This is a genomic window from Cytobacillus sp. FSL R7-0696 (assembly GCF_038006865.1).
In the GTDB taxonomy this organism is placed as follows: Bacteria; Bacillota; Bacilli; order Bacillales; family Cytobacillaceae; genus Cytobacillus; species Cytobacillus kochii.
Genome location: NZ_JBBOWA010000001.1, coordinates 655,046 through 678,750, shown reverse-complemented (window position 1 = coordinate 678,750; position 23,705 = coordinate 655,046). Strand labels below are relative to the sequence as shown.

Genomic DNA, 23,705 nt, shown 5'->3' with positions numbered 1-23,705 from the left:
TATATATAAGGCTTGGACAATGAAGGGGAGAGTTATATGGTGAAAGACTGGCGAATCATTGCTTATGAAAAGAAGTATGCCCTCTCGACAGTTAGCTTTTGGAGGGAGAGTAAAGAAGCAGCTATTGGTCAAAAGGAAATACATAGTATGACAGAGCATATCTATTTTCTCAATCATATGTTAACAAAACAATTTCAAGTAGATTTAGCGGTGCTAAATGAAACACCAATTGGCATGATTGCTTATAATGAAGGCGAGATTAATCAACTATATGTACATTTAGCTCATCAAGGAGTGGGGATTGGTGGGGCATTATTAGAGCATGCGAAAGCTTATTCATGCGGACGTTTAAAATTATATACTTTCGAAGTAAACAAAAAAGCACAGCAGTTTTACGAAGGCAAAGGATTTAAAAAGATTGCCTTTAATAGTGATAACGAAGAAGGATTACCTGCTATTGAATATGAGTGGATCCGATGTCTAAGTAGAGGAAGTGAGGGGTGAAATGCGCGTCATTTTAAGTGTGAGCATGATTGTAGTTGGAAGTTTTTTGTTATCTTTAACAGTTGATCAATTAGGTAGAAACGGAAATGGAATTATGCATATTATTGCTTTAGGGATGTGTTTCTTGGCTATTATTGTAGTAAGAAAAAGGAGAGTTTCTTTAAAAACGACTATTTTGAAAGATAAGAAAGTCTTACTTAGTATCGTTTTTTCCTTACTAATGTTTTTCATTGGAGCAGTTCTACTCTTCCATCATACAAGATATTGGCACTTTTGGGGCATAGGATCAATGCTTGTTTTATTTATTAGTTTGGACAGAGTGGAGAGGTTATTACAAAATATATCTGAGCAATGAGGGTTTTATTCAGTCGCTCTACAGGGTCAAAAGTCATTTTCATAAAAAAAGGGAACATTTAATAGTCGTCAGACGTATCTTAGATAACTTTACGAGAAAAGGAGACATTCGATGACCTTTGATATCCTCTTTTTATTGTTTATTCAGTTTGTTTTACCTGTTGTTTTTTCTTTTTCATTATGGAAAGGAAAGCTTCATAGTAAGCTAGACTGGCTTTTACAGGCTACGATGACAGGTTTACTCATCCTTTGGCTGTTCTTTTCCTCTCCTTGGGATTGGTTTAGTTACTACTTACGATTTCTTATTTTGGTCTTTTTCATTGCTGCTGTATTTTTATCTTGGAAGAAAGTGAACAAACTACCGTTTAAAACAGAATTCAATTTATCGCAAAAAATATCAATGGCCATTTACGGGCTTCTTATTCTTGTTTTTGGTTATTATAATGTATCGACATTTAGTGGGTTCTCGACGAATATGAAGGCAGTACAGTTAGATTTTCCACTGCAAGATGGGGTTTATTATGTTGGGCAAGGTGGCAGTCATGTCCGAATCAATTATCATCATGCTCATGAGAGTCAAGCTTATGCGGTAGATATCGTGAAATTAAATGCGCTAGGTAGTCGAGCAACTGGCATTTATCCAAATGAATTGGATAAATACGAAATATTCGGTGATGAGCTAACAAGTCCGTGTACTGGAGAAGTTGTCCAAGCGGAGAATGATTTAGCAGATTTAGTCCCTCCCAATGCAGACCCTAAAAATGCAGCAGGTAATTCAGTTGTTATATCCTGTAAAGGTGTAGAGGTTTTACTAGCACATATGCAAAAAGGTAGTGTACGTGTGCAATCAGGTGACAGGGTAGAAGTAGGCGAGCCAATCGGTTTAGTTGGCAATTCAGGTAATACATCAGAACCACATCTACATATTCATGCTGAAAAAGACGGAAAAGGCGTTCCGATTGAATTTGATGGCAGATTTTTAGTTAGAAATAGCATCGTTTGGTGATTGTCAATGAAGAAAGGCTATATGTCAATCGTTTGGTCCCCTTGGGTGATTAACAAAGTTATGGAGGTTTGCTGCCAGAAATTCAAGTGATAGTCAAACACATGATTTTTTCCCAGCTAAGTAAGCTGAAAACTCATAAGAAAGCCGAGCAATCTCGATTTGTCCAGATAACTATGTTGAAAACTCTAAAGAAACCCGTGCACCCTCGATTTCCCGAGCTATCTATTATGATTACCCGCATGGTGTCTCTTCACTTATATATTGATAGTTAGCTATCATGCATTTACTACTTTAGAAATAAAAAAGTAAGTGAGTTTCGCAAAAGGGTCTTGTTTGTTTGGCCTATTCAAATCTTTAAAAAAGAGAAGAACCAACTCTGTAATTGGAGTTGGTTCAAATTAATTAGGAGAAAATTCCTTTTATAGAATCGATTAAATTCTTAAAGAAGTCAGATACAGCTTGAAGAAAACCTTTATCACCAACTGCTTCTGAAATTTTTTCCTGTACACTATTGGCCAAATCCTCTAATTGGGATTTGACATTATCAAAGTTAATATTAAGTTCTCGCATTTTTTCAAAAAGGTCATAAAGGAGCTTGCGGTCTTCTTCGCTAAGCTGTATTTCTAGCTTTTGCATTTGTTCATCAACAATTTGTTGGATATCTTCCTTTGTTGCAGGGTTTTGCTCCGCTATTTCTTTTTTGATTTCAGTGAGCAGTTCGGTTACCTTTTCTTGGTCCATACCTTCTTTTTTCGCTAAATTTGTCGCAATACTTAGTTCTTCGTTAGCTACTTCTGTTCTTTCCTCATCCAACTTCTCGCCTTCACCTTGGTCATAGGCTTTGTATATTCCAACTAGAGCTGAGTGACCACTGACTTTTACTGGAGAAGCGATATCAACTATGGCTTCTTCTATACCAGCTGTAAGTAAGGCATTGGCATACATTTCATCAGTTACTTCAGTAATGTTTTCAGGTGTCATTTGGTTGATGATTACACCCTTACCTGTATCTGTGCGCGTAATCTTCGCAGAGGAATACATATTAGAGCGGGGATCACCTTTAATATAATGAACAATATCATCAGCAGTAATAATAATTTCTTCTACTTTGCTGTTTTCTTTTACACCTAATAACTTCTTCGTTTCTTCTTTCTGGCTTGAACTTAAAGCCTCACCATAGGCAACAATTGGTAATCCATATTTCTCATTAATACTTTCCTCAGAATCGGCTGACCCTGTTGAAGCAAAAACAGTGGTTTGTAATGAGAATAATAGGGTAATAGTTGTAATAATAGATAAAACCCTCGATTTTTTCTTCATCGTATGACGCTCCTTTCACTAAGATTATAGACGTTTCAGGATAAAAAAGGTTTCATTTTAAAGAAATTGATGAGAGGTATGTATAGTATAAACCCGGCATACTCTAAAAAATATAATCCTATCAATAACTAATTCCTATTCAACGTGCAAAAAAGGTAACAATCCAACGAATAATATAAATGTAAGTTAAAAATATTACATTCTTCAACATTTATGTATCAAAAATGATAGCTAAATGAAATTATTTGCAGTGATTATTTTGTTAGAATAACAGGATAGAAGCAGATAGGATAATGGTTCTATCCTAAATTGCAAAGAGAGGGAACAATCATGAGTATAGAAAATCAATTAATTAATAAACAATTCCATGACACATTTACAATTAATCATGAACATACACATCCCGTTGAAGTATTAGGGAATGCTTATATGCAAGAGAATTTAAAAGAATCGCCAGATCTGACAATGATTCGGTTTGCACAAGGTGAAGTATATTTTCATCATAAAGATTATGAAGCGGCCATCTTCAAATGGGAAAATATAGATAATGAGTTTCAACCATGGGCACGGAAAAATGTCGCAGATGCCTATTTTGAATTAGACCTCTTAGGTACTGCAGAGGAAATCTATTTATCAATTGATACAGATTCAGATGTATTGAAGATAGAAGTACTCCTCCAATTATTCTCTCTATACATACAACAGGGAAAATTAGAGAAGGCAGTAGATGCTATTAAAAAAGCAGTCTTCTTAAATCCTGATTATCCAGATGTAACAAGAATCGCACGCGTCTTTTTTGAAGACCATCAAGATTGGCAAAATGCAGTGGAATTAGCTGTAAATGAAGCCATGAGAACGCAAGAAATTAGCTGGTTCCACACATTAAAGGGATATGTTATAGAAGGGAAAACGAAAAAAACGGCTCCCAAGTATTTTATTGAGGCCTTAACGATCCTTTATCAAAATGATGTTCGTCAGTTCGAAGCTGTATCTGTCGCATTTTGGCAAAGCTATAAAGGGGAAGAATACTATTTTAACTGGTTAGAAGAATTTAACCAACTCATGCAAAAGTTAGATACACAAAGCGGGTATCATTGGAACGAATTATCGGTTATTTATCATGATACTTATTTCGAATTAATCAATGGCGAAAAACAAATAAAAGAGATTTCAAAAATCGTTCCACCTCATTTACAAAACTGGTTGAGAATCTCTTCAGATACTTACCGCCTTATTGCATCGGCTTCAGTTCTTGCATGGAGTGATCTATTTACTAAGAGTTTTGATGCTGAAGTGATGAATGATGCGGAAAGAATGATAGAAGAAGCAGCGCCAGTGGAGCATACGCTTGAAGAGAATTATCAATTATTCCAATCCATCATGGAGTGGGCAAGAAGACACGATGTATTAATGGGTGCAAGATTTGAATGGATGGTAAAAGAACTACTTGATTTAGAAACAAATCATGTCATCATTGCGGGGATGTCTGGGAGTGGGAAGACTGAGTTTGTCCAAGAATTACTTGGAGATCATGTGAAAGCAGAGAATACAACGGCAACTGTGATGTATAAGCATGCTGACTATAAAGAACTCACTTCCATTTCTGATACTGCTATTATCCCGCTTGACTCTATGGATGATTTAAGAACAGGAGAAAAAAGATCGGAACAAGTATTGGTCGATTATAAACATTCTCTACCTTTCCTATCGCAGCAAAGAATGGCGGTCATGGATACACCGGGCCTCTCTAGCAGTAACAAGTTTAGAAATGATGTATTTCAATATTTGCATTTTGCCGATAGCCTATTATTTATCCTAAATGCTGAGTACCCGTTAACAGATAGAGAATTAGATGTTGCCGTGAAAATTCGAGAGCAATCACCTAGTCTACCGGTGCATTTTATTTTAAATCATATGGATGCAGCTAGTAGTGAGGAAGAAGCCATGCAGTGGATGGATGAAACGGCTGATAGAGTGTCTACTTATTTTCCAAAAGCAACAATCTTTGCTTACTCACCGCAATATGATCCTACAGAGCAGTTAAAAGACTTTGCAGTATTTTTAGCTGGGTTAAATGAAGGACGTCATTTAATGCAAGAGCGGACAGAGAAGATGCTGCATTATATTCAAAAATCGATTAAGTTTCTTCTTGATAAACGAGTAGAAAAAGAAAATGCGCTAATTGATGATATGAACTGGCATGAAGAAATGTTAACAAAGTTGAATGGTGCTATTCATCAATTAGAAGATATGGAAGAAGAAAAAGTGAAAAATATCAGTCACTCTTATCGTGATATTAAAAAGACGATGGAAGATAAGCTAGCTGCAGCTATTCCAGATATTTTACGTGAGTGTAGCCAATTGATTCGAGAAGATAGTGACTTCAGTAAGCTTCATATTGAGTTGAATAATGAAATGAATGAACGAGTCCAACAGTATATATCCGAAAAGGTATTACCGGAATATAGGGAATCCATTCAAGCTTGGATTATGGAAAGTGAGCAAGAATTTTTGACAGGCCAGGCTTTCTTAGTAGAGATGGCGGATAGCTTCAATGAATTATACGGCTTTGAAAAATTACAATTAAACTGTGATTTCCGTATTCTCGAAGATTGGAAGCGCGATGCTGATCGCCTGACTCACGGTACTGTAAGGTTAGATAAAGCGAATATTATGCTCCGTCATACACCAACGCAAATGCTATTGAAAAGCGCAGGGAAAATCTTTGGACTCATTCCACAAAATAAAACAATGCTTTACAATAAGTATAAACAATTTGTTGACAATGAGGACTATCGTGAAGTAGCAAGTCAAATTACAGACAACTTTATTCAGCAATTTGAACTATTCGAGAAAGCGTTGGATCGTGATATTCAAATGTTTTTCCAATCACCATTTGCGGTATTAGAAGAAACAGTAAAAGAATCTCATATGACAATTGCAAATGATAACAAAGAACTAGAGATAATGAGAAGTAATCCAGCAATCTACCATGATCCATTAAAATTATTTGAGTTAAAATGGAAGCAATATGAATGGATGACGGAGAAGTCTCAAACACCAAAGCAATATATTTAATCAATATAGCTGATAAAATACCCGTATGAATGAACTGAAGCACCGTAGACTATGTCTACGGTGTTTTTAGATAAGTTTCCTAATGTCAGTAAAAGACAAAAGTACTGAAGTAAGGAATGGAGTAATAGTTGCGATAGGAAATAACGATTAAAGGTTGTTTAGAAGTAGTACTTCATTTATTTTCAACTAGCTGTTGTTAAGAAAAAGCACATCAGTTGCATTTGAAGAAAAATGAAGGGTATTTCACTGGTTTACTTTACAAAAACAAGAATTTTTCGTATTGAAATTTACTAACAAATTGTTCATTTCATCACATTTATGTCCTTTCTAAAAATACATTTGTTCTCACTGAGTAGAAAAAGTTCTTGATTATTTCTCATTCAGTAGTAGAATGAAGATATAAAATAGAGAATAAATTGGGAGATGTCTTGATGAAAGTTGTTAAATTTGGCGGTTCATCGCTTGCCGATGCTAAGCATATAAAGCGTGTGTTTGATATTGTGCATTCTGACAATGAAAGAAGAATAATTGTGGTATCGGCTCCGGGTAAAAGACATGAGAATGATACAAAGGTGACTGATTTACTTATTTCATGTGGTTTGCATGCAATCAATAATGAAGATCCGAGTCCTTATATTGAGCAAGTGGTCGCTCGGTATAAAGAAATTGCTGACGACCTTATACTACCGCCAACCATCATTGAGACGATTCAAAATGATTTATTAGTGAGGCTGGCTGGAGATAAAAACAACCCTGAACAATACTTAGATTGTATAAAAGCAAGTGGAGAAGATAATCATGCTAAATTGGTTGCATGCTATTTTCAAGAACAAGGCGTGAAAGCTAAGTATATGAATCCTAGAGAAGCAGGGCTAATTGTTTCAAATGAGCATGGCAATGCGCAAGTGTTACCTAAATCTTATGAAAAGCTTAGACGTCTACGTGAGTCTTGTGAACTGATTATTTTTCCAGGATTTTTTGGTTATGGCCAAAATGGAGGGATATTTACTTTTTCTCGTAGTGGTTCTGATGTCACCGGGTCGATTTTAGCCTATGCGGTAAAGGCAGATGTATATGAAAATTTCACTGATGTGGATGCAGTCTTTTCAGTGAATCCAACTTTCGTTGATCAGCCAAAAGAAATTAAAGAATTAACTTATCGAGAAATGCGCGAATTATCGTATGCAGGTTTTACTGTTTTACATGAAGAGGCGCTTATACCTGCCATTCAAGCAGGAATTCCTGTGCAAATTAAAAATACGAATAATCCCAGTGCAAGAGGCACGACGATTTTACGGACAAGAAAAAATCAAAATGGTCCAGTTGTCGGGATTGCGAGTGCTACTGGTTTTTGTAGTATTTATGTCAGTAAATATTTATTAAATCGTGAAATCGGATTTGGTCGAAAATTATATGCCATTTTAGAAGAGTTCGGGATTAGTTATGAACATACACCATCTGGTATAGACGATGTAACTGTCATTATTAAAGAGAATCAACTACAAGAAGATGAAGAAGAAGTTTTACTTAAACGTTTAGAAAGTGAATTAGTAGCCGATGAAGTACATATTCAACATAGTTTGGCGTTGATTATGGTTGTTGGCGAAGGTATGCGTCATAACATTGGCACGATGGCTCGGGCTGCGAATGCTTTAGCCAAAGCGGATGTTAATATTGAAATGATTAACCAAGGATCTTCAGAGGTAAGTATGATGTTTGCGGTTAAAGAGGTAGATGAGAAAAAAGCTGTTCAGGCATTGTATGAAGAATTTTTTGCAGAGGTCGCATTACCAATTGGATAAAGCTAAGTTAGGGGCCTTTAGGGAAACCTGCCTATACACTGGTAGAAGAGTGTGTAGGCAGGTTCTTTGTTTTTAGCGATACCCAAGTTACTGCATGTTTAATGAATACTCCGAGTAGTTTCTGTTATATCCACATGCGTGCCTCTATTTGTTTAACATATATCCCGTTTCCAGTTTTCTAAAAATATATTTACTTAGCTGGTACAAAGGACTAATATATTCTTTAAACAGTAGTAAAAAACACGCATCATTATATTTATTCATAAGCATATAGTATCTCAGGGCAACCACCTAGGTGATGAAAATAATAAGGGGGCAAGTGATATGAGCACAGAAATGTTTATTCAATCTAAAAGTCAAATGTTGGCCACTTTATTAGAGCTTGTGTCCATTGATAGTGTTAGCCTATCACCAGGAGAGAAATACTTTCCTTTAAGAGTGGAACAAGTATTAAAATCTTTACCTTATTACCAAAAATATCCCGGGTATGTAGTAAATCATCCGACTTCAGATGGTCGTTCTATATTAACGGCTCTATATAAAAATAACTTAGCAGAAAAAACGGTAGTGATGATTAGTCATTTTGACGTAGTAGATATTGAAGACTATGGTGATCTGCAGCATCTCGCTTTTAATCCTGTTGAATTGACGAGAGAGCTGCATAATCGGCTTGATACCTTACCGGAAGATGCAAAAGAGGATTTAATTAGTGGAGATTGGTTGTTTGGTAGAGGTATGATGGATATGAAATGCGGATTAGTTCAACATATGTCTTTGTTAGAAAAAGCGGCGAATGAAGACTGGAACATCAATTTGTTATTAGTAGCTGTCCCAGACGAGGAAGTGAATTCAGTTGGTATGAGAGAAGTGATTCCAAGATTAGTTTCTCTTGGAGAAGAACATCGTCTCAATTATACATTATATTTAAATTCCGAGCCGATGTTTTCTCAAGTTCCCCAAGATGATAATCATTACTTTTATACAGGAACGATAGGCAAAATTATGCCGGGAGCATTGTGTTTTGGGAAAGAATCTCATGTCGGCGAGCCGTTTTCTGGGATGAATGCTTGTTGGATGTCATCTATTTTAACGAATGAAGTTGAGTGGAATGAAGAGCTTTCAGAGCAGGTAAATGGTGTGATGTCTCCTCCACCGACATTGCTTTGGCAACGAGATTTGAAAAAAGGCTATACGACACAAATTCCTCATCGCTCAGCAAGTCTTTATAATGTGTTATTAATGAAAAGAAATCCTGTTGATGTCATGCATGAAATGAAGGAAGTGGCTATAAAGGCCGCTGATAAAATGGAAGCATTTATAAGAGATAAATATCGATTAAATGGTTTGGATGAGTCACAGTTATCACATATTCACGTTTATTTGTATGAGGAGATCAGGGCTTACGCAGTCAAGAAAACAAGTGCAGAGTATATAGATATATTAGAGCAATCGATTGCCAAGGAGACTGAGGGCGATATTCGCGATCAAACGATACAAATTGTCGACCAATTGGCAATGCTGTGTCAAGAATTAGGTCCGATGATTATTTTATTTTACGCCCCACCGTATTATCCTGCTGTTAATTCCAGTGAGAATGAGTGTATTGCTGAATTATCTTCTTCTTTAATAGCGTTTGCTGACACAAAATATCAAGAGCGTATTCATCCAGTCAATTATTTCAATGGTATATCTGATTTGAGTTATGCAGGCCTACATGCTGATTTAAAGGATATGGATATTTATAACGATAATTTGCCAGGAGGAGAGAAATTGTATTCCATCCCATTTAAGGAAATGGCAAAGATAACTGCCCCGGTAATTAATGTTGGACCAATGGGAAGGGACGCACATCAAAAAACAGAGCGTCTGCAAATTCCTTTTGCTTTCGAAACTTTACCAAAACTATTAGCACATTTAATAAAAAAACATGAACAGCAAAAAAATGATTGACAGCTGAGGTATGTTTGCATATGATAGAGGTATCAAATGAATAGCATCTCCAAAGGGGAGTAGCTTTTACAGCAAAGTCGTCAATTCGGAGTATCATGCTCTCGGCTTTGTTGGCAACAATTCTGATCGTTGTTAGCAAGACCTTTACCAAATTCGGTGAAGGCCTTTTATGTTTTAAACCTTTACCGAAAATCGGTAAAGGTTTTTTGTTTTTAAGTGAAATAAACAGGCAATGTTAAGCAAATGCTAATACTGTTTTTCTTACTTGAAGACGATATTCGCAGGGGATGTTACATATATGAAGGAGGAAAATTCATTTGGAAGCAGCATTATTATTAGAGTATGGTTGGGTGCTTTTAGTTCTTATTGTATTAGAAGGATTATTAGCAGCGGATAACGCACTTGTTCTAGCCATTATGGTCAAACACTTACCTGAAAAGGAAAGAAAGAAAGCATTATTTTATGGTTTAGCTGGAGCGTTTGTATTTAGGTTTGCTTCATTATTCGCTATTTCATTTCTTGTTGATGTATGGCAAATTCAAGCATTAGGTGCAATTTATTTAATCTTTATCGCAGCGAATCATATATTCCGGAAGTTTCTGGTCAAAAAGCATGACGTGCCTGATCCTTCAGCCAAGCCGAAAAAGAAATCAGGTTTTTGGATGACGGTTTTTAAAGTTGAGTTAGCTGATATTGCCTTTGCAATTGACTCAATCTTGGCAGCAATTGCTTTAGCAATGGCATTACCACCAACTGGTATTGGTACAATTGGAAGTATGGATACAGGACAATTCCTCGTTGTATTTGCAGGTGGTATGATCGGGCTAATTATTATGAGGTTTGCAGCTAATATCTTTGTTGACTTACTTCATAAACGTCCTGGATTAGAAATTACTGCCTTTTTGATCGTCGGTTGGGTAGGTGTAAAGTTAGCAGTTACAACTCTTGCACACCCTGCACTGGCTGTATTACCGGAGGGATTCTCTCATTCAACCGTTTGGAAAGCAACATTCTACATCGTTCTTATTCTTATCGCAGTAGGCGGTTGGTTTTTATCTAAAGAAAAAATAGATGAAGATGGAGCTGGAGACGACGACCGTTTAGATCAGGCATTAAAGGAAGAAAAAGAACAATTGTAAAATTTGAGTGGGTTACCAAAAAAAGCGTTCACCTCATTAAAAGGTTGAACGCTTTTTCATATCATTAGATAAATCTAAATTGCTTTTATACAACTGCTTATATAAAAAGTAAATAATAGGCATCCCAATAATTAATACCGCAAATTCGCCAATGGCAGTTGTGAGCCATGTGAATAAGAACGGAAGGCCAATAGCAAGTTTTAACTGTAAGGCGATAATCCACATCATTACAGTAAAGACGATGGTGTTTACTAACATCCGTAACCAAATATTCTTAACAAATTTAAAAAGTACCAAGCTAATTAGTAAACAGATAATGGAATGGGCGACCCCAAATGTTAAATCAAATGGCTTCATTGGTGAAAATAATAGGTTCGTTAAGAAAACACCAAGGACAATGCCATAAATAAATTTACGGTTTAAAACAATGAGATGATTAAATATCTCAGCAAAACGAAACTGAATAGCTGAAAAAGCAATTGGCTGTAATACCATTGATATGGCAATATACATAGCAGCCAAAAGACCATTAGCTACAATCATTCTAATATTCATTTGATTACACTCCTAGTTTTTTATCGTGGGATGGTTTCGAACCACGTCAACAATAGGTTATAATATCAGGTTTTAGGAGTGTTTGTAAATGGTATTTTTTGAAAAAATGATAAGGCCGCTAGCACTTTTACAGTAAAATCCTCATCAACTTTTTTAATTCCCTTATAAAGTGCATGTATAGGTTATATGTACATCAGCATGCCCTTTAGAGAAAGACTTTTATAAACAAAATACTTCCGTGTGTGTAGTCCGTGAATTGATATTTCATCTATATCTTTATCTTTAAGCAAATAGGGTCTTATTTACACCAGTATGATTAAAACTTTTAATTTAGATTAGGGTTAAGAATATTTTCAGATGTTACTTCAAATAAGTTCTTTAAAATATCCATAGACGCTTATCCATCTTGCGTTTTTAGTCTAGTTGAATTCACATTATCTTCTATCGGATACTTAACATCCAGCTTTGGCTCTGTTACTCTTTTAGCACTAAAATCCGATACGTTTTTCTGCATTGAATGCACTAACAAGAAGCGATATCAACTTCAATTATGTTAATCAATATTTTAAGAATGAGTAAAAACCTTATTAAAAGGATACTTTCTAAACGTCAAGAACATACTATTAGTGTATAACTCCTTCCAAGTAGATCTCCTCTAAGTGGGAGGTTTACTTTTTTATAAATATTTTTCTGATAAAAGGGGAAAATATTTACGACTTAAGAGTCAATAATTTAAAAGGAGTTGAAAGTTATGGCAAAAAGGTTTTTATTCATTCTTTCAAGTATCTTATTGTCTTTCTCATTAGCAGCATGTGGAGCGAATGATAATCAAGATCAGAATCCACCTCCAGAAACCAATAATGGTGTAGAAAATGATAATAATGGTGATGAGAATATACCTGGAGTAGATGAAGATGATACTATGTTTAAAGATGATGAAAAAGATAGTGATCCTGACCCAGAAGATGCCGTTGAAGACCCGGAAGATATGAATGATAATAATAATCGAGATGAATAAAACTAGAGCCCTTCTCAATCGAGATGGGCTCTTTAGCTAGTAAAAGACCTTCTTTTTCAATTAGAAATTTTTATCAATAATTAGTATTAACTTCTGTCTACTCTTATCCAATTAGAACTAAAGTTGAATGTTTTTATGCAAGAAAATGATTCTTTCTATTTCTTCAAAACCATTTTTCTTATAAAATTCTTCTGCAGGTATACCTCTATCTGTGAGAAGTGTAATGTTACTTATATTACTGTTATGAAGCTCTTTTATTAAATGATTTAACATCGCTTTTCCAATACCCTTATTTTGAATTTGTGTTTTTACACACATTTCATTAATAAAAAACTCATCTCCGCTCCACCATACTCTTTTTACACCAAGAATAAAGCCGATAATTTCGTCGTTTTCTACCGCTAAAATGCCTAAAAATCCAGGTGTCTGATAAAAACTCAGTAAATATTTTTTAGCCTTTGTAAATGTCCATTCATCATTCCAAGGCTCATCATTGAATACTTCAATAAATGTTTCTGTGCATTTAGTTAAATCATGCTTTTCTAATAGTTTAAATTCCAAGGTAAATTCTCCTTATCGCTAAATGTATTATTAAACCAGCCAAACCGGTTATTTATGGATTATTCTACCACAGAAAATTTGCTTATTTCGCTTTCGTAGTTAATTTTCTATGTCAGGGACCTTAGCTAAAGAGGGCAGGTTACATTGATAAATAAGAAAATATAATATAAAAGGGTATTTATGTCAATATGTTTTTGATATACCAGATAGTTAATGAGTCTATGAAAATTATCCTATATGAATACAGCTCATTATTGTTTGAATATGTTATAAAACAGTATTTAATAAGGTTTGTTTAATTGTTAAAATTTTGTGAAGATTTTATGACATAATTATATAAAGATAGCATTTTGGTTCAAAAGTCTTGACATTTCTTCTGTTTCATATTAATCTGAATTTAAAGAAAACTCAAAAGGATTTTGTATGGACAATTAAATTTGTCAGAAAATCTTACAAAACTGTTTTCTTCTAAAAAGATATGCACTTTATTTTCAGAAAATAAAGTCATTTGAATAAGGAGAGAAATATTTATGAGAAAGAAAAAGTTATCATACATCGAATTAGTTCGTCGTAATAAAGAAGAGTTATTAAAAAATCCAGATCAGCTTGAAGTCATCGAAAAACGTTTAGAAAAAAGGCATGAAAAAGCGAAATAAAGCTTTTATATAGAAGGGGACCAGGATAATTATTATTCTGGTCTTTTTACTTGTAGTGAATGGGGGAACCTCGTTTTATTGTTTAATTTAATATCTAGTTCCTCTCAACAGGATGGCTGGATTGCTTTTGCCCATTTTTTATTTACTATACCACCAACTCCCATTAAAAATATCTAGTGGTTTATGAGGCAAATCGACTAGTTACCCTGCTAATGGTTGTTACTAAAAAACAAGGAAAAGAAGTGAGTAAAATAAAAGCCGCTCAAGTAAAGTGAGCGGCTAAATTAACGTATTTATTTATTTTTATAATAGTCAAAGAAAGCTTGAAAAATCTCTAATCCTTGGAAAAATAAAAGTGTAGTTGCAGTTATTGAAAACATACTAATCATAATCATACGAACAATCATTATCATATCCTCCTTAAATTTGTGTTATATTCTTACAAATTTAAGGAATAATTAGAGATAATTAGATTGGAAGAAAATCGGCTGCTTATGTCTACTGTTTTGCATAGAAACATAAGCGAGTTGGCAGATGCCAAGTAAGAGTAAGCTGATGAGTATCAGTGAAACATGCTCGAAAACAAGAGGATGTTTTTTGAGCTCATCTTTTAATGGAGAGGTATCACTTAAATGGGAGTCGTTAAAGACTGCGTGCTGATGGTCTCCCCAAGTGCTCAAACTTGAATGATCGCTAGGATAGTGGACAACTAAAAATGCACAGAACATGATAAGTAATCCAAAAGAGTATATCTTTTTGCCAGTCATCCGTACCCCACCTTTCTTTCAAGTTACTATTCATTATACCCACTTTAGCTGATTTGTAAAATAAAAGAATAAGAGAAATCATCCATCTGATTCTTCCACTTTCAATATAATTTATTAATCACATTCGAAAAGATGACTAAAAGTAAATAGTTAAACGTATCATTTTTTATTCTTATAATTGCTCTAAAACAAGTGGCTATGAATTTTTATGTCTTTTATCCATGGCGAATCTAGAATTTCAGCTCGTGCAGTCATTTGTTTTTTACTGAAAACTGAAAAGGTCTTGCATTTAAATCGGGGAAATTCATTTTGTTTCCTCCAAAAGTAAGCATTTTATTTATAATATAACCATCAACATCAACAAGGAATTTTACAGGATATAACGATGGGAAAAGTTTTTGACATTTCAAATAATAAGGAGTATAACTAGTTTTATATTTTCATAAAGAGGTGTCATAATGGAATGTTATCAAAAAAATATTAATGGTCGAAGTATACAAATAGCTGATTACCCAGGTGAGAAAGGGACGATAATTGCTGTCCATGGGTTGACGGGTAATTATATGCAAATGCACTATTATGCAGAAAGTTTAAAAGATTATCGCATTGTCAGTATTGATGTCAGAGGTAGAGGGCAAAGTGCGGATGCAGATGAGGATACGAGTATATGGAAGCATGCTTTAGATGTTGAAGCATTGATTAAAGAGTTAAATATTGATCAACCAATTTTGATGGGGTATAGTATGGGCGCTTTTATCTGTTCTATTGTGGCGAGTAGACTTCAATCTGAAGTTCGAGGATTAATCTTGCTAGATGGTGCAGCGACATGTACACCACATCAAAAGAAGATTGTTGAACCTTCTCTTGCCCGATTAAGCAAAGCGTATGAAAGTGAACAAGCATACTTAGACGAGATTAAACAAATTTATCAAAACTTAGGTGTACCTTGGGATGATCATATGCAAAACGTTGGCTTATATGAGATTCATCAAATCGGTGAAAAGTGGAGAAATCATGCAAGTGAAGGAAAGATTAAAACCGATTTTGAGAGTTTCTATACATTTGATCCTAAAGAAATATTTAAAGAAGTGACTTGCCCAGTATTTCTTGTTCATGCAGAGGGTGGAATTGGTGCAATGGACCCGTTATTTCATGCAGAAGATTATATTGATACAATGGTATATGCGAAGCAAATAGAGAAAATAACGACGCCATGCAATCACTATACATTAGTGTTTACTTCAAGACCAGAAATCTACAATGGCATAAAAGCTTTTTTAAGAAATATTGATGCGACTAGTTGAAATTTTTCAAAAGTGGTGTAAAATAAAAACAAACAGAATGAAAGCCTATTCATTAGCCGTTAGAAAACGAACTTTTTTAATTAAGCTATTGGACATACTGGCTACTTTAAACTCTTCAGACTCTTACCCTTTTTGTAGGCGTCTCGTTTAAAGTAGCCTTTTTGCGTATAAATAAACATTTATAAAAAGGTGGGATATTAATATGAGTAGTAAGGGATTGGCCTATTTTAAAAAAGTATATGATCAAGTTCCTGGATGGGTACAACAGATGCATGATTATAGTCCAAACATGCTCGATCAGTATACAAGTCTCCGTGGGGACATTATGAAACCGGGGGCATTGTCTGTAAAAGAAAAAGATATATTACTTGTCGGTATGAATGCGGCGAGATTATATGGAAGGAGTATGGTCTACCATACGAAGGGTGCTATAGATGGTGGAGCTTCGTTACCGGAATTAGCAGAATATTTATTAGTTAGTTATTTATATAATGGAGAACAAGCTCTTCTAACTGGTTTAAAGTCCATGCAATATGCTTGTGAGTTAATCGGTGAGGAGACATTAGACCGAATAAATATAGATACTGTTGAAGAAATATTGTGTCAATATATACAAATGATCGGTAGTGAGAATGCTGCGTTTATTGAGAACGTGCTGCAAACGAAAAAAGATGGCGGAGATATGGAAGAGGTCATTCTTCGTGATGGTCATGTTTCTCGTAAGAACAAGCTTTTATTAATGAGCGGTATTTATATTACTGTTCTCAATGGTAAGATAGCCGGAACGTGGATGGAAAAAGCGAGAAGAAGTGGGGCAGAAGAGCCCGAGTTAGCTGAAACAGGTGCCATTTGTTTATTGACAGCCGGTATTCCAGCTTGGTTCGAAGCAAGCGACTCTTTAAGAATGGGGCAGGAGCAATGAAAATTTTTTCTACGGCAAAAGAAGCAATTGAAAAATTGGAAAGCAATCAAACAATCATGGTTGGCGGCTTTGGCTTGATTGGTGCACCGCTGACATTAATTGATGAACTTACACAAAAAGATGTCTCAGGCTTAACAATTATTTCTAACAATCTCGGCGAAAAGGGAAAAGGCTTAGGTATACTCGTTAATCAAAAGAAAGTAAAAAAAGGAATTGGCTCTTATTTTACGAGTAACCGAGATGTGGGTGATGCCTATCAAAGAGGTGAGTTAGAGCTAGAGCTTCTTCCACAAGGAACTTTGGCAGAATCGATTCGTGCAGGTGGTGCAGGTATTGGTGGCTATTACACGAAAACCGGTGTAGGCACGGAACTTTCCGTAGGAAAAGAAGAAAAAGAGATTAATGGTGTGAAATATATTTTTGAACCCGCATTAACAGCGAATGTAGCATTAGTTCGTGCATGGAAAGCTGATACATTAGGGAATCTTGTTTATTACAAAACAGCTAGAAACTTTAATCCGATGATGGCGACAGCTGCTGATTATGTGATTGCCGAAGTGGACGAAATTGTGCAACCCGGTGAACTATCTCCAGAAGAAATCATTACACCCCATCTATTTGTAAATGGGATCGTGAAAGCAGCGAAGATTTTAACGAAAGATGGGGTGAAAAGTATTGGATAAAAATGAAATGCAAAATTTAATTGCTAAACGTGCTGCTCAAGAACTAAAAAGTGGCTCAGTTGTCAATTTGGGGATTGGTATTCCGACTCTTGTTGCCAATCATATTGCAGATGGTGATATATTTTTCCATACAGAAAATGGCTTATTAGGGGTAACGGATGTTAACGAGGCTGATATTGATCCAAATATAGTGAATGCTGGTAAGTTACCTGTAGGTGAAGCCATTGGAGCTTCATATTTTAATAGTGCGGAATCCTTTGCTATGATTCGTGGCCAACATGTAGATGTGGCGATATTAGGTGTATTACAGGTGGATGCCAAAGGGTTAATTGCCAATTGGGCAGTGCCAGGAAAAAATATTATGGGTGTGGGGGGGGCAATGGATTTACTTACAGGGGCAAAGAAAATTATTGTGACCATGTCTCATACATCCAAAGATGGTACGAGCAAAATTTTAAAAGAATGTACTTATCCAATTACATCCACAAGAAGTGTCAATTTAATTATTACCGAGCTCGCTGTTTTTGAGGTGAGAAATGGAGAATTATACTGTATAGAAATTATGCCAAATAGCTCTATTGAAGAAATAAGAGAAAAGACGAAAGCTCCTTTTAAGGAAGATTGGCATAATAACGGGGGGCAAGCGCGATGAAAGATGTAGTGATTGTGGAAGCGAAGAGGACAGCAATTGGGAAACTTGGTGGTAGTTTAGGTAATGAAACGGTCGATTTCTTAGCTAGCCATGTACTTAAAGGGTTAATGGAAGAGATGAAGGTACCTAAAAATGAAATCGATGAAATTATTATCGGACAAGCAAAACAAAGTGCAGATGCTTCTAATTTAGCCAGGCTAGCTACATTAAGAGCAGGTTTTCCTGAAAGTATACCAAGTTATACTTTACATCGCCAATGTGGCTCAGGAGTACAATCCGTTCACTCAGCTGCCCAACAAATCATGAGTGGATTCGCCGATGTTGTCATTGCAGGTGGAGCGGAATCTATGAGCACAGCACCATATTATATGCGGAATATTCGCTTCGGCCTTAAGTCAGGAAATGGGCTTTTACTTGATCCCAATACGGAAAGTCAGCCTGGTTCACAACCTGTGGAAGAATATGGTCAATTAACGATGGGGATGACAGCTGAAAACTTAGCAGAAAAGTATCGAATTTCAAGAATGGAACAAGATGAATTTGCGCTAAGAAGCCAAGAAAATGCAAGGTCAGCTATTGCTGCTGGTTTTTTTGAAAAGGAGATTCTTCCTTACACTGTGAATGAAAGAAAAAAATCGTCTACTTTTATGGTGGATGAGCATCCCCGTGTAACGACAATAGAAAAACTCTCACAGCTGAAGCCCGTATTCAAACAAGGAGGGACAGTCACTGCAGGTAATAGCAGTGGTAGAAATGACGGTGCAGCTGCATTACTCTTGATGTCAAGGGAGAAAGCAGATGAGTTCTCAATTCAACCGAAAGTGAAAATCATTGCTCAAGCAGCTGCTGGTGTTGACCCTAGATATATGGGGATAGGTCCTGTACCTGCCACACAAAAGGCGTTAAAACAAGTTCATTTAACAATAGAGGATATGGATATTATTGAGTTAAATGAAGCTTTCTCAGCTCAAGCTCTAGCTGTTATAAAAGAGCTTGGATTACCCATAGAAAAAGTAAACCCGAACGGAGGGGCCATTGCTATGGGGCATCCAATTGGAGCTACTGGATCAATTCTTTTAACAAAGGCTATCCATGAACTTGAGAGAACAGGAAAGAGATATGCTCTTGTTACACTTTGTATCGCCGGTGGACTTGGTATATCCACCATTATAGAAAATTTACAAATTTAACCAATGGACATCGATTGACGGTGTCCTTTTTATTTTGAAATAGTCATTCATACCTGAAAAATGAAACTTCTTTACGCACAAACCGTATATATATAAAGGTTCGTACCAAGAAAGTAACTTCATAAATGAATGAATATAGGTCAGGACTTTGCTTTTTGATAAGTGAAGCATTACCTCATTTGTTGTTTAAGAGTAAAGGAAATGCTGTTTGAACATAGAATATAGTAAATAAGATCGATTTGTTAGAGGAGGGATAGGCAGAATGATTATTGGATTAGTATCAGTCATAATGATTTTTGGTATACCGATTGTTGCGATTATTACTAGCCATTTAAGTTCTCAAACCGAATTAAAGGCGAAAATAATTGAAGATCAAATAAAATTAGAAGAACTAAAACATCAAAATTATTTATTAGAAACGGATAAAATGAGAAGAGAATTAGAAGCACAGCTCAAACTCGATGATAAAAAGTTAGTATAAGTGAAAACAAAGAGCCGTTCATTAATCAATAAGCGGCTCTTTGTTTATTATGATAGGATCATCCATTTTTTTTACCTCGAGATAATGAATTTGGTGACCATCGATTTCGGTTACAGTAAACAAGTATCCATCTAACTCTAATTGGCTACCAAGTTTAGCATCAAAATTTAATGTGAGGAACCATCCTCCAATTGTATCAATTTCATCATCCGGCAAGTCAAGGTCTAACAAATGGTTAACATCTTCAATTAATACTTTAGAATCAAGAATATAATGGCCTTCTTTTATCTTACGAATTTCAGGAATTTCATCTTCGTCAAATTCATCACGAATTTCACCTACAATTTCTTCAACAATATCTTCAACGGTTACTAATCCTGACGTTCCACCATACTCATCCATTAAGATTGCGAGATGTATACGATCTTTTTGCATTTTTATTAATAAGTCGTTAATAGGAATGGTTTCAATAACGCGCAACACAGGATTAATGAAATCATGTATAGAAAGCTTCTTTGTTTGTTCAGGCTGAAGGTTTGCGGTGAGAAACTCTTTAACATTAACAAAACCGACAATATTATCTTTATTACCGTCGACAACTGGATAACGAGTGTAACGTTCTTGTTTAATAATATTTCTAAGGTTTTCAAAGGAATCATCGATAGAAAAAGTAATAATTTCTGTTCGTGGTACCATGATTTCTTTCGCTACTCTTTCGTCGAATTCAAATATATTATTCATGTACTTTAATTCGTTTTTGTTGATTTCCCCACTCTTATAACTTTCAGACATTAAAATTCGTAACTCTTCTTCCGAGTGTGCTGCTTCGCTCTCAGATGCGGGTTTAAAACCGAAAAGAGCTACAATTAGACGGGCTGATCCATTTAACACCCAAATAAAAGGATAGGTAATGCGGTAAAACCAAATAATAGGTTTAGCAAAACCAAGAGTAATGGCTTCTGCCTTATGAATAGCGATCGTTTTTGGGGCCAATTCACCAAGGACCACATGTAAATAAGTCACAATCGCAAATGATACACCAAACGAAATCACATGTGTAAGAGAGGCATTAAGATTAAAATTATTAAATAATGGCTGTAATAACTTGAGTACTGTGGGTTCACCTAACCACCCCAATCCAAGTGCTGTTACAGTGATTCCTAGCTGACATGCGGATAGATATTCATCTAAATGGGTGACTACTTTTTTTGCTGAGACAGCTTTACTATTCCCTTCCGCTATCAATTGATCAATCTTAGACATTCGAACCTTAACTATTGCAAATTCCGTCGACACGAAAAAAGCAGTTAAAGCAATAAGTATAACAAGTAATATTAAATTTAACGTTACCGTCAAAATGTAATCGTCTTACTTTTGGTAAGACTTTCACCTCCTATATTCTGCTTCATGAATGTAAGTCTCAGGAAGTGACGAGAATTCATGTCTTACCATTACATTGTCCAACTTTCCTATAAGCAATGCCTTTTTATTTGTTTATTTTAAGAGTAAAAGCAATGTTTGAATAAGGGACATACTTTCGGAAGAGACATTTTTCTTAATATACTCCTGACTTGTTACATCAGTCTTGTTTAAATGGGCAAGCACCTCTGAAACATCATCCTTTAACCCATTAATCTTAATTCTTAATTCACGTACATCAATTTCTTCTGCTTCTTGAACATCTTTTTCATCCAACTTTTTCTTAATATCCACTAATGACATACCCTCTGATTTCCATTTTTCAATTAAATGTAATCTTTCTATGGCTGATACGTCATAATAGCGATAATTTGAAGGAGAACGTTCTGCTTCAAGCAACCCAAGGTTTGTATAGTGATCAATGGTTCTTTTAGTTAAATTTACTCTTTCTGCTAATTCACCGATTTTTAGTTTCTCGTTCCCAACGTGATACCTCCAAACTATAACGTTATGGTTAAATTATACTCCTGTCCAGTTTAGTTGACAATAGTTTCGACTTACAAAATAAATCCAATCGTTTTTCAATTGACATATGACACGTTGTCATTTAAGATTAAAGCTAATTATGACACACTGTCATTTTTGGGAGGGGAAATATTGAATACGCCATTAAACCAAATCGTTAAGAAACTTCGTTTGCAAGGGATAAAGGCTTCTATATGTAAAAGGCCACAAGGTTTAAGGAATATGCACAGCTGATTTTGGTAACATCGGCATGTATTTACCGGCAGTATTCCCATTAGGTGAGGGGAAACTAAAGATAGGGGAAAACCTTATTTATTTTTAAATAAAATAGGAAGGATGGCATTCACATGAATATGAATCCTTTTACTGATATGCCTGTATTTGTTAAGAAAGAAATTGAATTATTAAATGAACGTTTAGCGCCAACGATGAGAGTTGCTTCTCGTTATTCGTTATTTTCATTTCCGCTTGTTGTTTTCTCAATCATGAATATCATCATTGTTCTTTTCACCATGCCCATGGATGAAAACACTTGGATTACTTTGCTCATCTACTCCATTTTAGGTGCTGTAGGTATGGCTTTATCAAAGGAATCGAAAATCCGCAGAAAAGCAATTGAGAAAATAAGCGTTGATTATATGATCCAACGTATTAATGAAAGCAAAATAGCAACTGAACAAATGAAAAAAAGATATATCATAATTATTAATGAGAAGCCTGTTATGGCGCTTGCACAATTCATGGAATTCCTGCGTGAAGAACAGCGCCGTTCCTCGTTTTAGATTGATTCCTTTAGGGAGGGGAGTATAATGCCAAAAATCACTTTTTATAATTTATCAATTGAAAAACGCGAAAAGCTTATCAATGCTGTGAAGCAAGAGTTTTCTCGTGTTCCACTATCGCAAGCATCCATCAGTAATATTGTAAAATCTGCCCGTATTCCAAGGGGGAGTTTTTATCAATATTTTGAAGATAAGGAAGATGCTTTTTTTTACTTGCTAGAAGAGAGAGTAAAAAGGAATCAAAGTGAAGTTTACTTTTTATTGAATAAGCACAATGGGGATATTTTTGAAATGATGATTGCTTTTTTCGAAAAGGTGATTACAGAACAAGATGAGAATCGGAACTTTCTCAAAAATTTATTTTTAAATATGACATATGAAGTGGAACATGAATTTGGTCGAAGTTTCAAGGGATATGAAACGAATCAGCAGTTTGTCCAATTTGAATCAAAGGTAAATAAAGAAATATTGCATATCTCAAATCAGGAAGAGTTTAAGTATTTAATGAAAATACTTACTTCTGTTTTACTACGGAGTATTATTGAATCATTTTCTAAGGATCAATCGAAGGAAGATGCACTAAGAAATTTTAAGTTAGAAATCACTCTCTTAAAACGGGGACTTAAGAAATAATGATGAAATGAGAAGTAGTTGGAATGAAAATTTATTCTTTCGTTTCAACTCTTTTTTTTGCTGAATTGCTACTGAAAGATCGCATCTATGTGATTTTTTCACAAAATTCCAAAAATATACATAGTGGTGCTATAATAAGAATAGCAATAGTCAATATAGCCATTATTCCCCGTAGAAGGGGGGTGTTGCTTTGTCAGTTTTTGAGGCATTGGTGTTTGCTTGTACATTTACAAGTTTAATAATGGCTGTGCTACAATTCAAAAACGATGATAAAAAATAATCCACCTCATGTATAGGTGGATGGTGTCAATTGTTCATTGGCTAATGCTATTGCGAGATCGGACGGTGTTGCCGCACCACCGATCTTTTCTAATATATGCCTTTATCTAGTCCTATTATACAAT

23 protein-coding genes, 1 pseudogene and 1 riboswitch are annotated in these 23,705 nt (G+C 35.2%); of the genes and pseudogenes, 17 read left to right on the top strand and 7 right to left on the bottom strand.

Annotated features, from left to right (window positions below; translation table 11 throughout):
- The first annotated feature begins 36 nt into the window (after nucleotides 1-36).
- The 3 genes from MKX29_RS03520 (at nucleotide 37) to MKX29_RS03510 (ending at nucleotide 1,864) form a co-directional block, all read left to right on the top strand.
- Nucleotides 37-504: a GNAT family N-acetyltransferase gene (locus MKX29_RS03520; RefSeq protein ID WP_341104011.1), complete on the top strand. Its 468-nt coding sequence runs from the start codon at nucleotides 37-39 to the stop codon at nucleotides 502-504.
- A 1-nt stretch (nucleotide 505) separates the two neighbouring features.
- Nucleotides 506-859, top strand: a complete 354-nt coding sequence (locus MKX29_RS03515) for a hypothetical protein (RefSeq protein WP_224934873.1) — start codon at nucleotides 506-508, stop codon at nucleotides 857-859.
- A gap of 111 nt (nucleotides 860-970) precedes the next feature.
- On the top strand, nucleotides 971-1,864 hold the full coding sequence (locus MKX29_RS03510) for a M23 family metallopeptidase (RefSeq protein ID WP_341104009.1): 894 nt from the start codon (nucleotides 971-973) through the stop codon (nucleotides 1,862-1,864).
- Between the two features lie 402 nt (nucleotides 1,865-2,266).
- Here MKX29_RS03510 and MKX29_RS03505 read toward each other — a convergent pair whose 3' ends face one another.
- Nucleotides 2,267-3,184 (bottom strand): DUF1002 domain-containing protein, encoded by a 918-nt coding sequence (locus tag MKX29_RS03505; protein ID WP_224934877.1) that lies wholly within the window; start codon nucleotides 3,182-3,184, stop codon nucleotides 2,267-2,269.
- Nucleotides 3,185-3,514: 330 nt separating this feature from the next.
- Between MKX29_RS03505 and MKX29_RS03500 the strand changes: the two genes are divergently transcribed.
- From MKX29_RS03500 to MKX29_RS03485, 4 genes are all read left to right on the top strand, one after another.
- Nucleotides 3,515-6,262 carry a GTP-binding protein gene (locus tag MKX29_RS03500; protein ID WP_341104006.1) on the top strand — a complete coding sequence of 916 codons (2,748 nt, stop codon included), beginning with the start codon at nucleotides 3,515-3,517 and terminating at the stop codon, nucleotides 6,260-6,262.
- 431 nt (nucleotides 6,263-6,693) lie between these two features.
- Entirely contained in the window at nucleotides 6,694-8,064 is a 1,371-nt protein-coding gene (locus MKX29_RS03495; RefSeq protein ID WP_224934882.1) for an aspartate kinase, read from the top strand.
- A gap of 324 nt (nucleotides 8,065-8,388) precedes the next feature.
- On the top strand, nucleotides 8,389-10,014 hold the full coding sequence (locus tag MKX29_RS03490) for a M20/M25/M40 family metallo-hydrolase (RefSeq protein ID WP_224934884.1): 1,626 nt from the start codon (nucleotides 8,389-8,391) through the stop codon (nucleotides 10,012-10,014).
- Between the two features lie 317 nt (nucleotides 10,015-10,331).
- Nucleotides 10,332-11,153: a TerC family protein gene (locus tag MKX29_RS03485; protein WP_224934886.1), complete on the top strand. Its 822-nt coding sequence runs from the start codon at nucleotides 10,332-10,334 to the stop codon at nucleotides 11,151-11,153.
- 36 nt (nucleotides 11,154-11,189) lie between these two features.
- Here MKX29_RS03485 and MKX29_RS03480 read toward each other — a convergent pair whose 3' ends face one another.
- Nucleotides 11,190-11,708: a QueT transporter family protein gene (locus MKX29_RS03480; RefSeq protein ID WP_224934888.1), complete on the bottom strand. Its 519-nt coding sequence runs from the start codon at nucleotides 11,706-11,708 to the stop codon at nucleotides 11,190-11,192.
- A 6-nt stretch (nucleotides 11,709-11,714) separates the two neighbouring features.
- Nucleotides 11,715-11,759, bottom strand: a riboswitch (PreQ1 riboswitch).
- 700 nt (nucleotides 11,760-12,459) lie between these two features.
- Here MKX29_RS03480 and MKX29_RS03475 point away from each other — a divergent pair.
- Nucleotides 12,460-12,726 carry a hypothetical protein gene (locus tag MKX29_RS03475; RefSeq protein WP_251162862.1) on the top strand — a complete coding sequence of 89 codons (267 nt, stop codon included), beginning with the start codon at nucleotides 12,460-12,462 and terminating at the stop codon, nucleotides 12,724-12,726.
- Nucleotides 12,727-12,843: 117 nt separating this feature from the next.
- Here the strand turns inward: MKX29_RS03475 and MKX29_RS03470 are convergent, their stop codons facing one another.
- A complete protein-coding gene (locus tag MKX29_RS03470) occupies nucleotides 12,844-13,287 on the bottom strand; it encodes a GNAT family N-acetyltransferase (RefSeq protein WP_224934892.1) in 444 nt (147 codons plus the stop codon).
- A gap of 530 nt (nucleotides 13,288-13,817) precedes the next feature.
- On the opposite strand from MKX29_RS03470, the gene MKX29_RS03465 reads away from it, so the two are divergent.
- Entirely contained in the window at nucleotides 13,818-13,943 is a 126-nt protein-coding gene (locus MKX29_RS03465) for an FbpB family small basic protein (RefSeq protein WP_095370308.1), read from the top strand.
- Between the two features lie 458 nt (nucleotides 13,944-14,401).
- Here the strand turns inward: MKX29_RS03465 and MKX29_RS03460 are convergent, their stop codons facing one another.
- The gene (locus MKX29_RS03460) at nucleotides 14,402-14,710 is read right to left on the bottom strand and encodes a hypothetical protein (RefSeq protein ID WP_095370307.1); all 309 of its coding nucleotides are present in this window, start codon (nucleotides 14,708-14,710) and stop codon (nucleotides 14,402-14,404) included.
- A 458-nt stretch (nucleotides 14,711-15,168) separates the two neighbouring features.
- On the opposite strand from MKX29_RS03460, the gene MKX29_RS03455 reads away from it, so the two are divergent.
- The 6 genes from MKX29_RS03455 to MKX29_RS03430 all read left to right on the top strand — a co-directional run bounded on the left by MKX29_RS03455 (nucleotide 15,169) and on the right by MKX29_RS03430 (nucleotide 19,942).
- Complete coding sequence (locus tag MKX29_RS03455; RefSeq protein ID WP_341103999.1) at nucleotides 15,169-16,014, top strand: alpha/beta fold hydrolase; 846 nt, start codon at nucleotides 15,169-15,171, stop codon at nucleotides 16,012-16,014.
- Between the two features lie 202 nt (nucleotides 16,015-16,216).
- On the top strand, nucleotides 16,217-16,936 hold the full coding sequence (locus tag MKX29_RS03450; protein ID WP_341103995.1) for a carboxymuconolactone decarboxylase family protein: 720 nt from the start codon (nucleotides 16,217-16,219) through the stop codon (nucleotides 16,934-16,936).
- On the top strand, nucleotides 16,933-17,619 hold the full coding sequence (locus MKX29_RS03445; RefSeq protein WP_289433040.1) for a CoA transferase subunit A: 687 nt from the start codon (nucleotides 16,933-16,935) through the stop codon (nucleotides 17,617-17,619). Before MKX29_RS03450 ends, MKX29_RS03445 begins: the two co-directional genes overlap by 4 nt.
- A 7-nt stretch (nucleotides 17,620-17,626) precedes the next feature.
- Nucleotides 17,627-18,271, top strand: a complete 645-nt coding sequence (locus tag MKX29_RS03440; protein WP_251162936.1) for a 3-oxoacid CoA-transferase subunit B — start codon at nucleotides 17,627-17,629, stop codon at nucleotides 18,269-18,271.
- Nucleotides 18,268-19,461 (top strand): thiolase family protein, encoded by a 1,194-nt coding sequence (locus tag MKX29_RS03435; RefSeq protein ID WP_289433041.1) that lies wholly within the window; start codon nucleotides 18,268-18,270, stop codon nucleotides 19,459-19,461. Before MKX29_RS03440 ends, MKX29_RS03435 begins: the two co-directional genes overlap by 4 nt.
- A gap of 262 nt (nucleotides 19,462-19,723) precedes the next feature.
- Complete coding sequence (locus tag MKX29_RS03430) at nucleotides 19,724-19,942, top strand: hypothetical protein (protein WP_263624089.1); 219 nt, start codon at nucleotides 19,724-19,726, stop codon at nucleotides 19,940-19,942.
- 21 nt (nucleotides 19,943-19,963) lie between these two features.
- On the opposite strand, the gene MKX29_RS03425 is transcribed toward MKX29_RS03430, so the two are convergent.
- The 3 genes and pseudogenes from MKX29_RS03425 to MKX29_RS03415 all read right to left on the bottom strand — a co-directional run.
- Nucleotides 19,964-21,298, bottom strand: coding sequence for a hemolysin family protein (locus MKX29_RS03425; RefSeq protein ID WP_251162867.1), 1,335 nt, complete (start codon nucleotides 21,296-21,298; stop codon nucleotides 19,964-19,966).
- A gap of 138 nt (nucleotides 21,299-21,436) precedes the next feature.
- The gene (locus MKX29_RS03420) at nucleotides 21,437-21,655 is read right to left on the bottom strand and encodes a hypothetical protein (RefSeq protein ID WP_251162868.1); all 219 of its coding nucleotides are present in this window, start codon (nucleotides 21,653-21,655) and stop codon (nucleotides 21,437-21,439) included.
- A 33-nt stretch (nucleotides 21,656-21,688) separates the two neighbouring features.
- Nucleotides 21,689-21,784: pseudogene (locus MKX29_RS03415) on the bottom strand (MerR family transcriptional regulator); the annotation flags it as partial.
- A gap of 449 nt (nucleotides 21,785-22,233) precedes the next feature.
- Here MKX29_RS03415 and MKX29_RS03410 point away from each other — a divergent pair.
- Entirely contained in the window at nucleotides 22,234-22,668 is a 435-nt protein-coding gene (locus MKX29_RS03410) for a DUF5392 family protein (protein ID WP_224934904.1), read from the top strand.
- 27 nt (nucleotides 22,669-22,695) lie between these two features.
- On the top strand, nucleotides 22,696-23,301 hold the full coding sequence (locus tag MKX29_RS03405) for a TetR/AcrR family transcriptional regulator (protein WP_341103983.1): 606 nt from the start codon (nucleotides 22,696-22,698) through the stop codon (nucleotides 23,299-23,301).
- The last annotated feature ends 404 nt before the right edge of the window (nucleotides 23,302-23,705 follow it).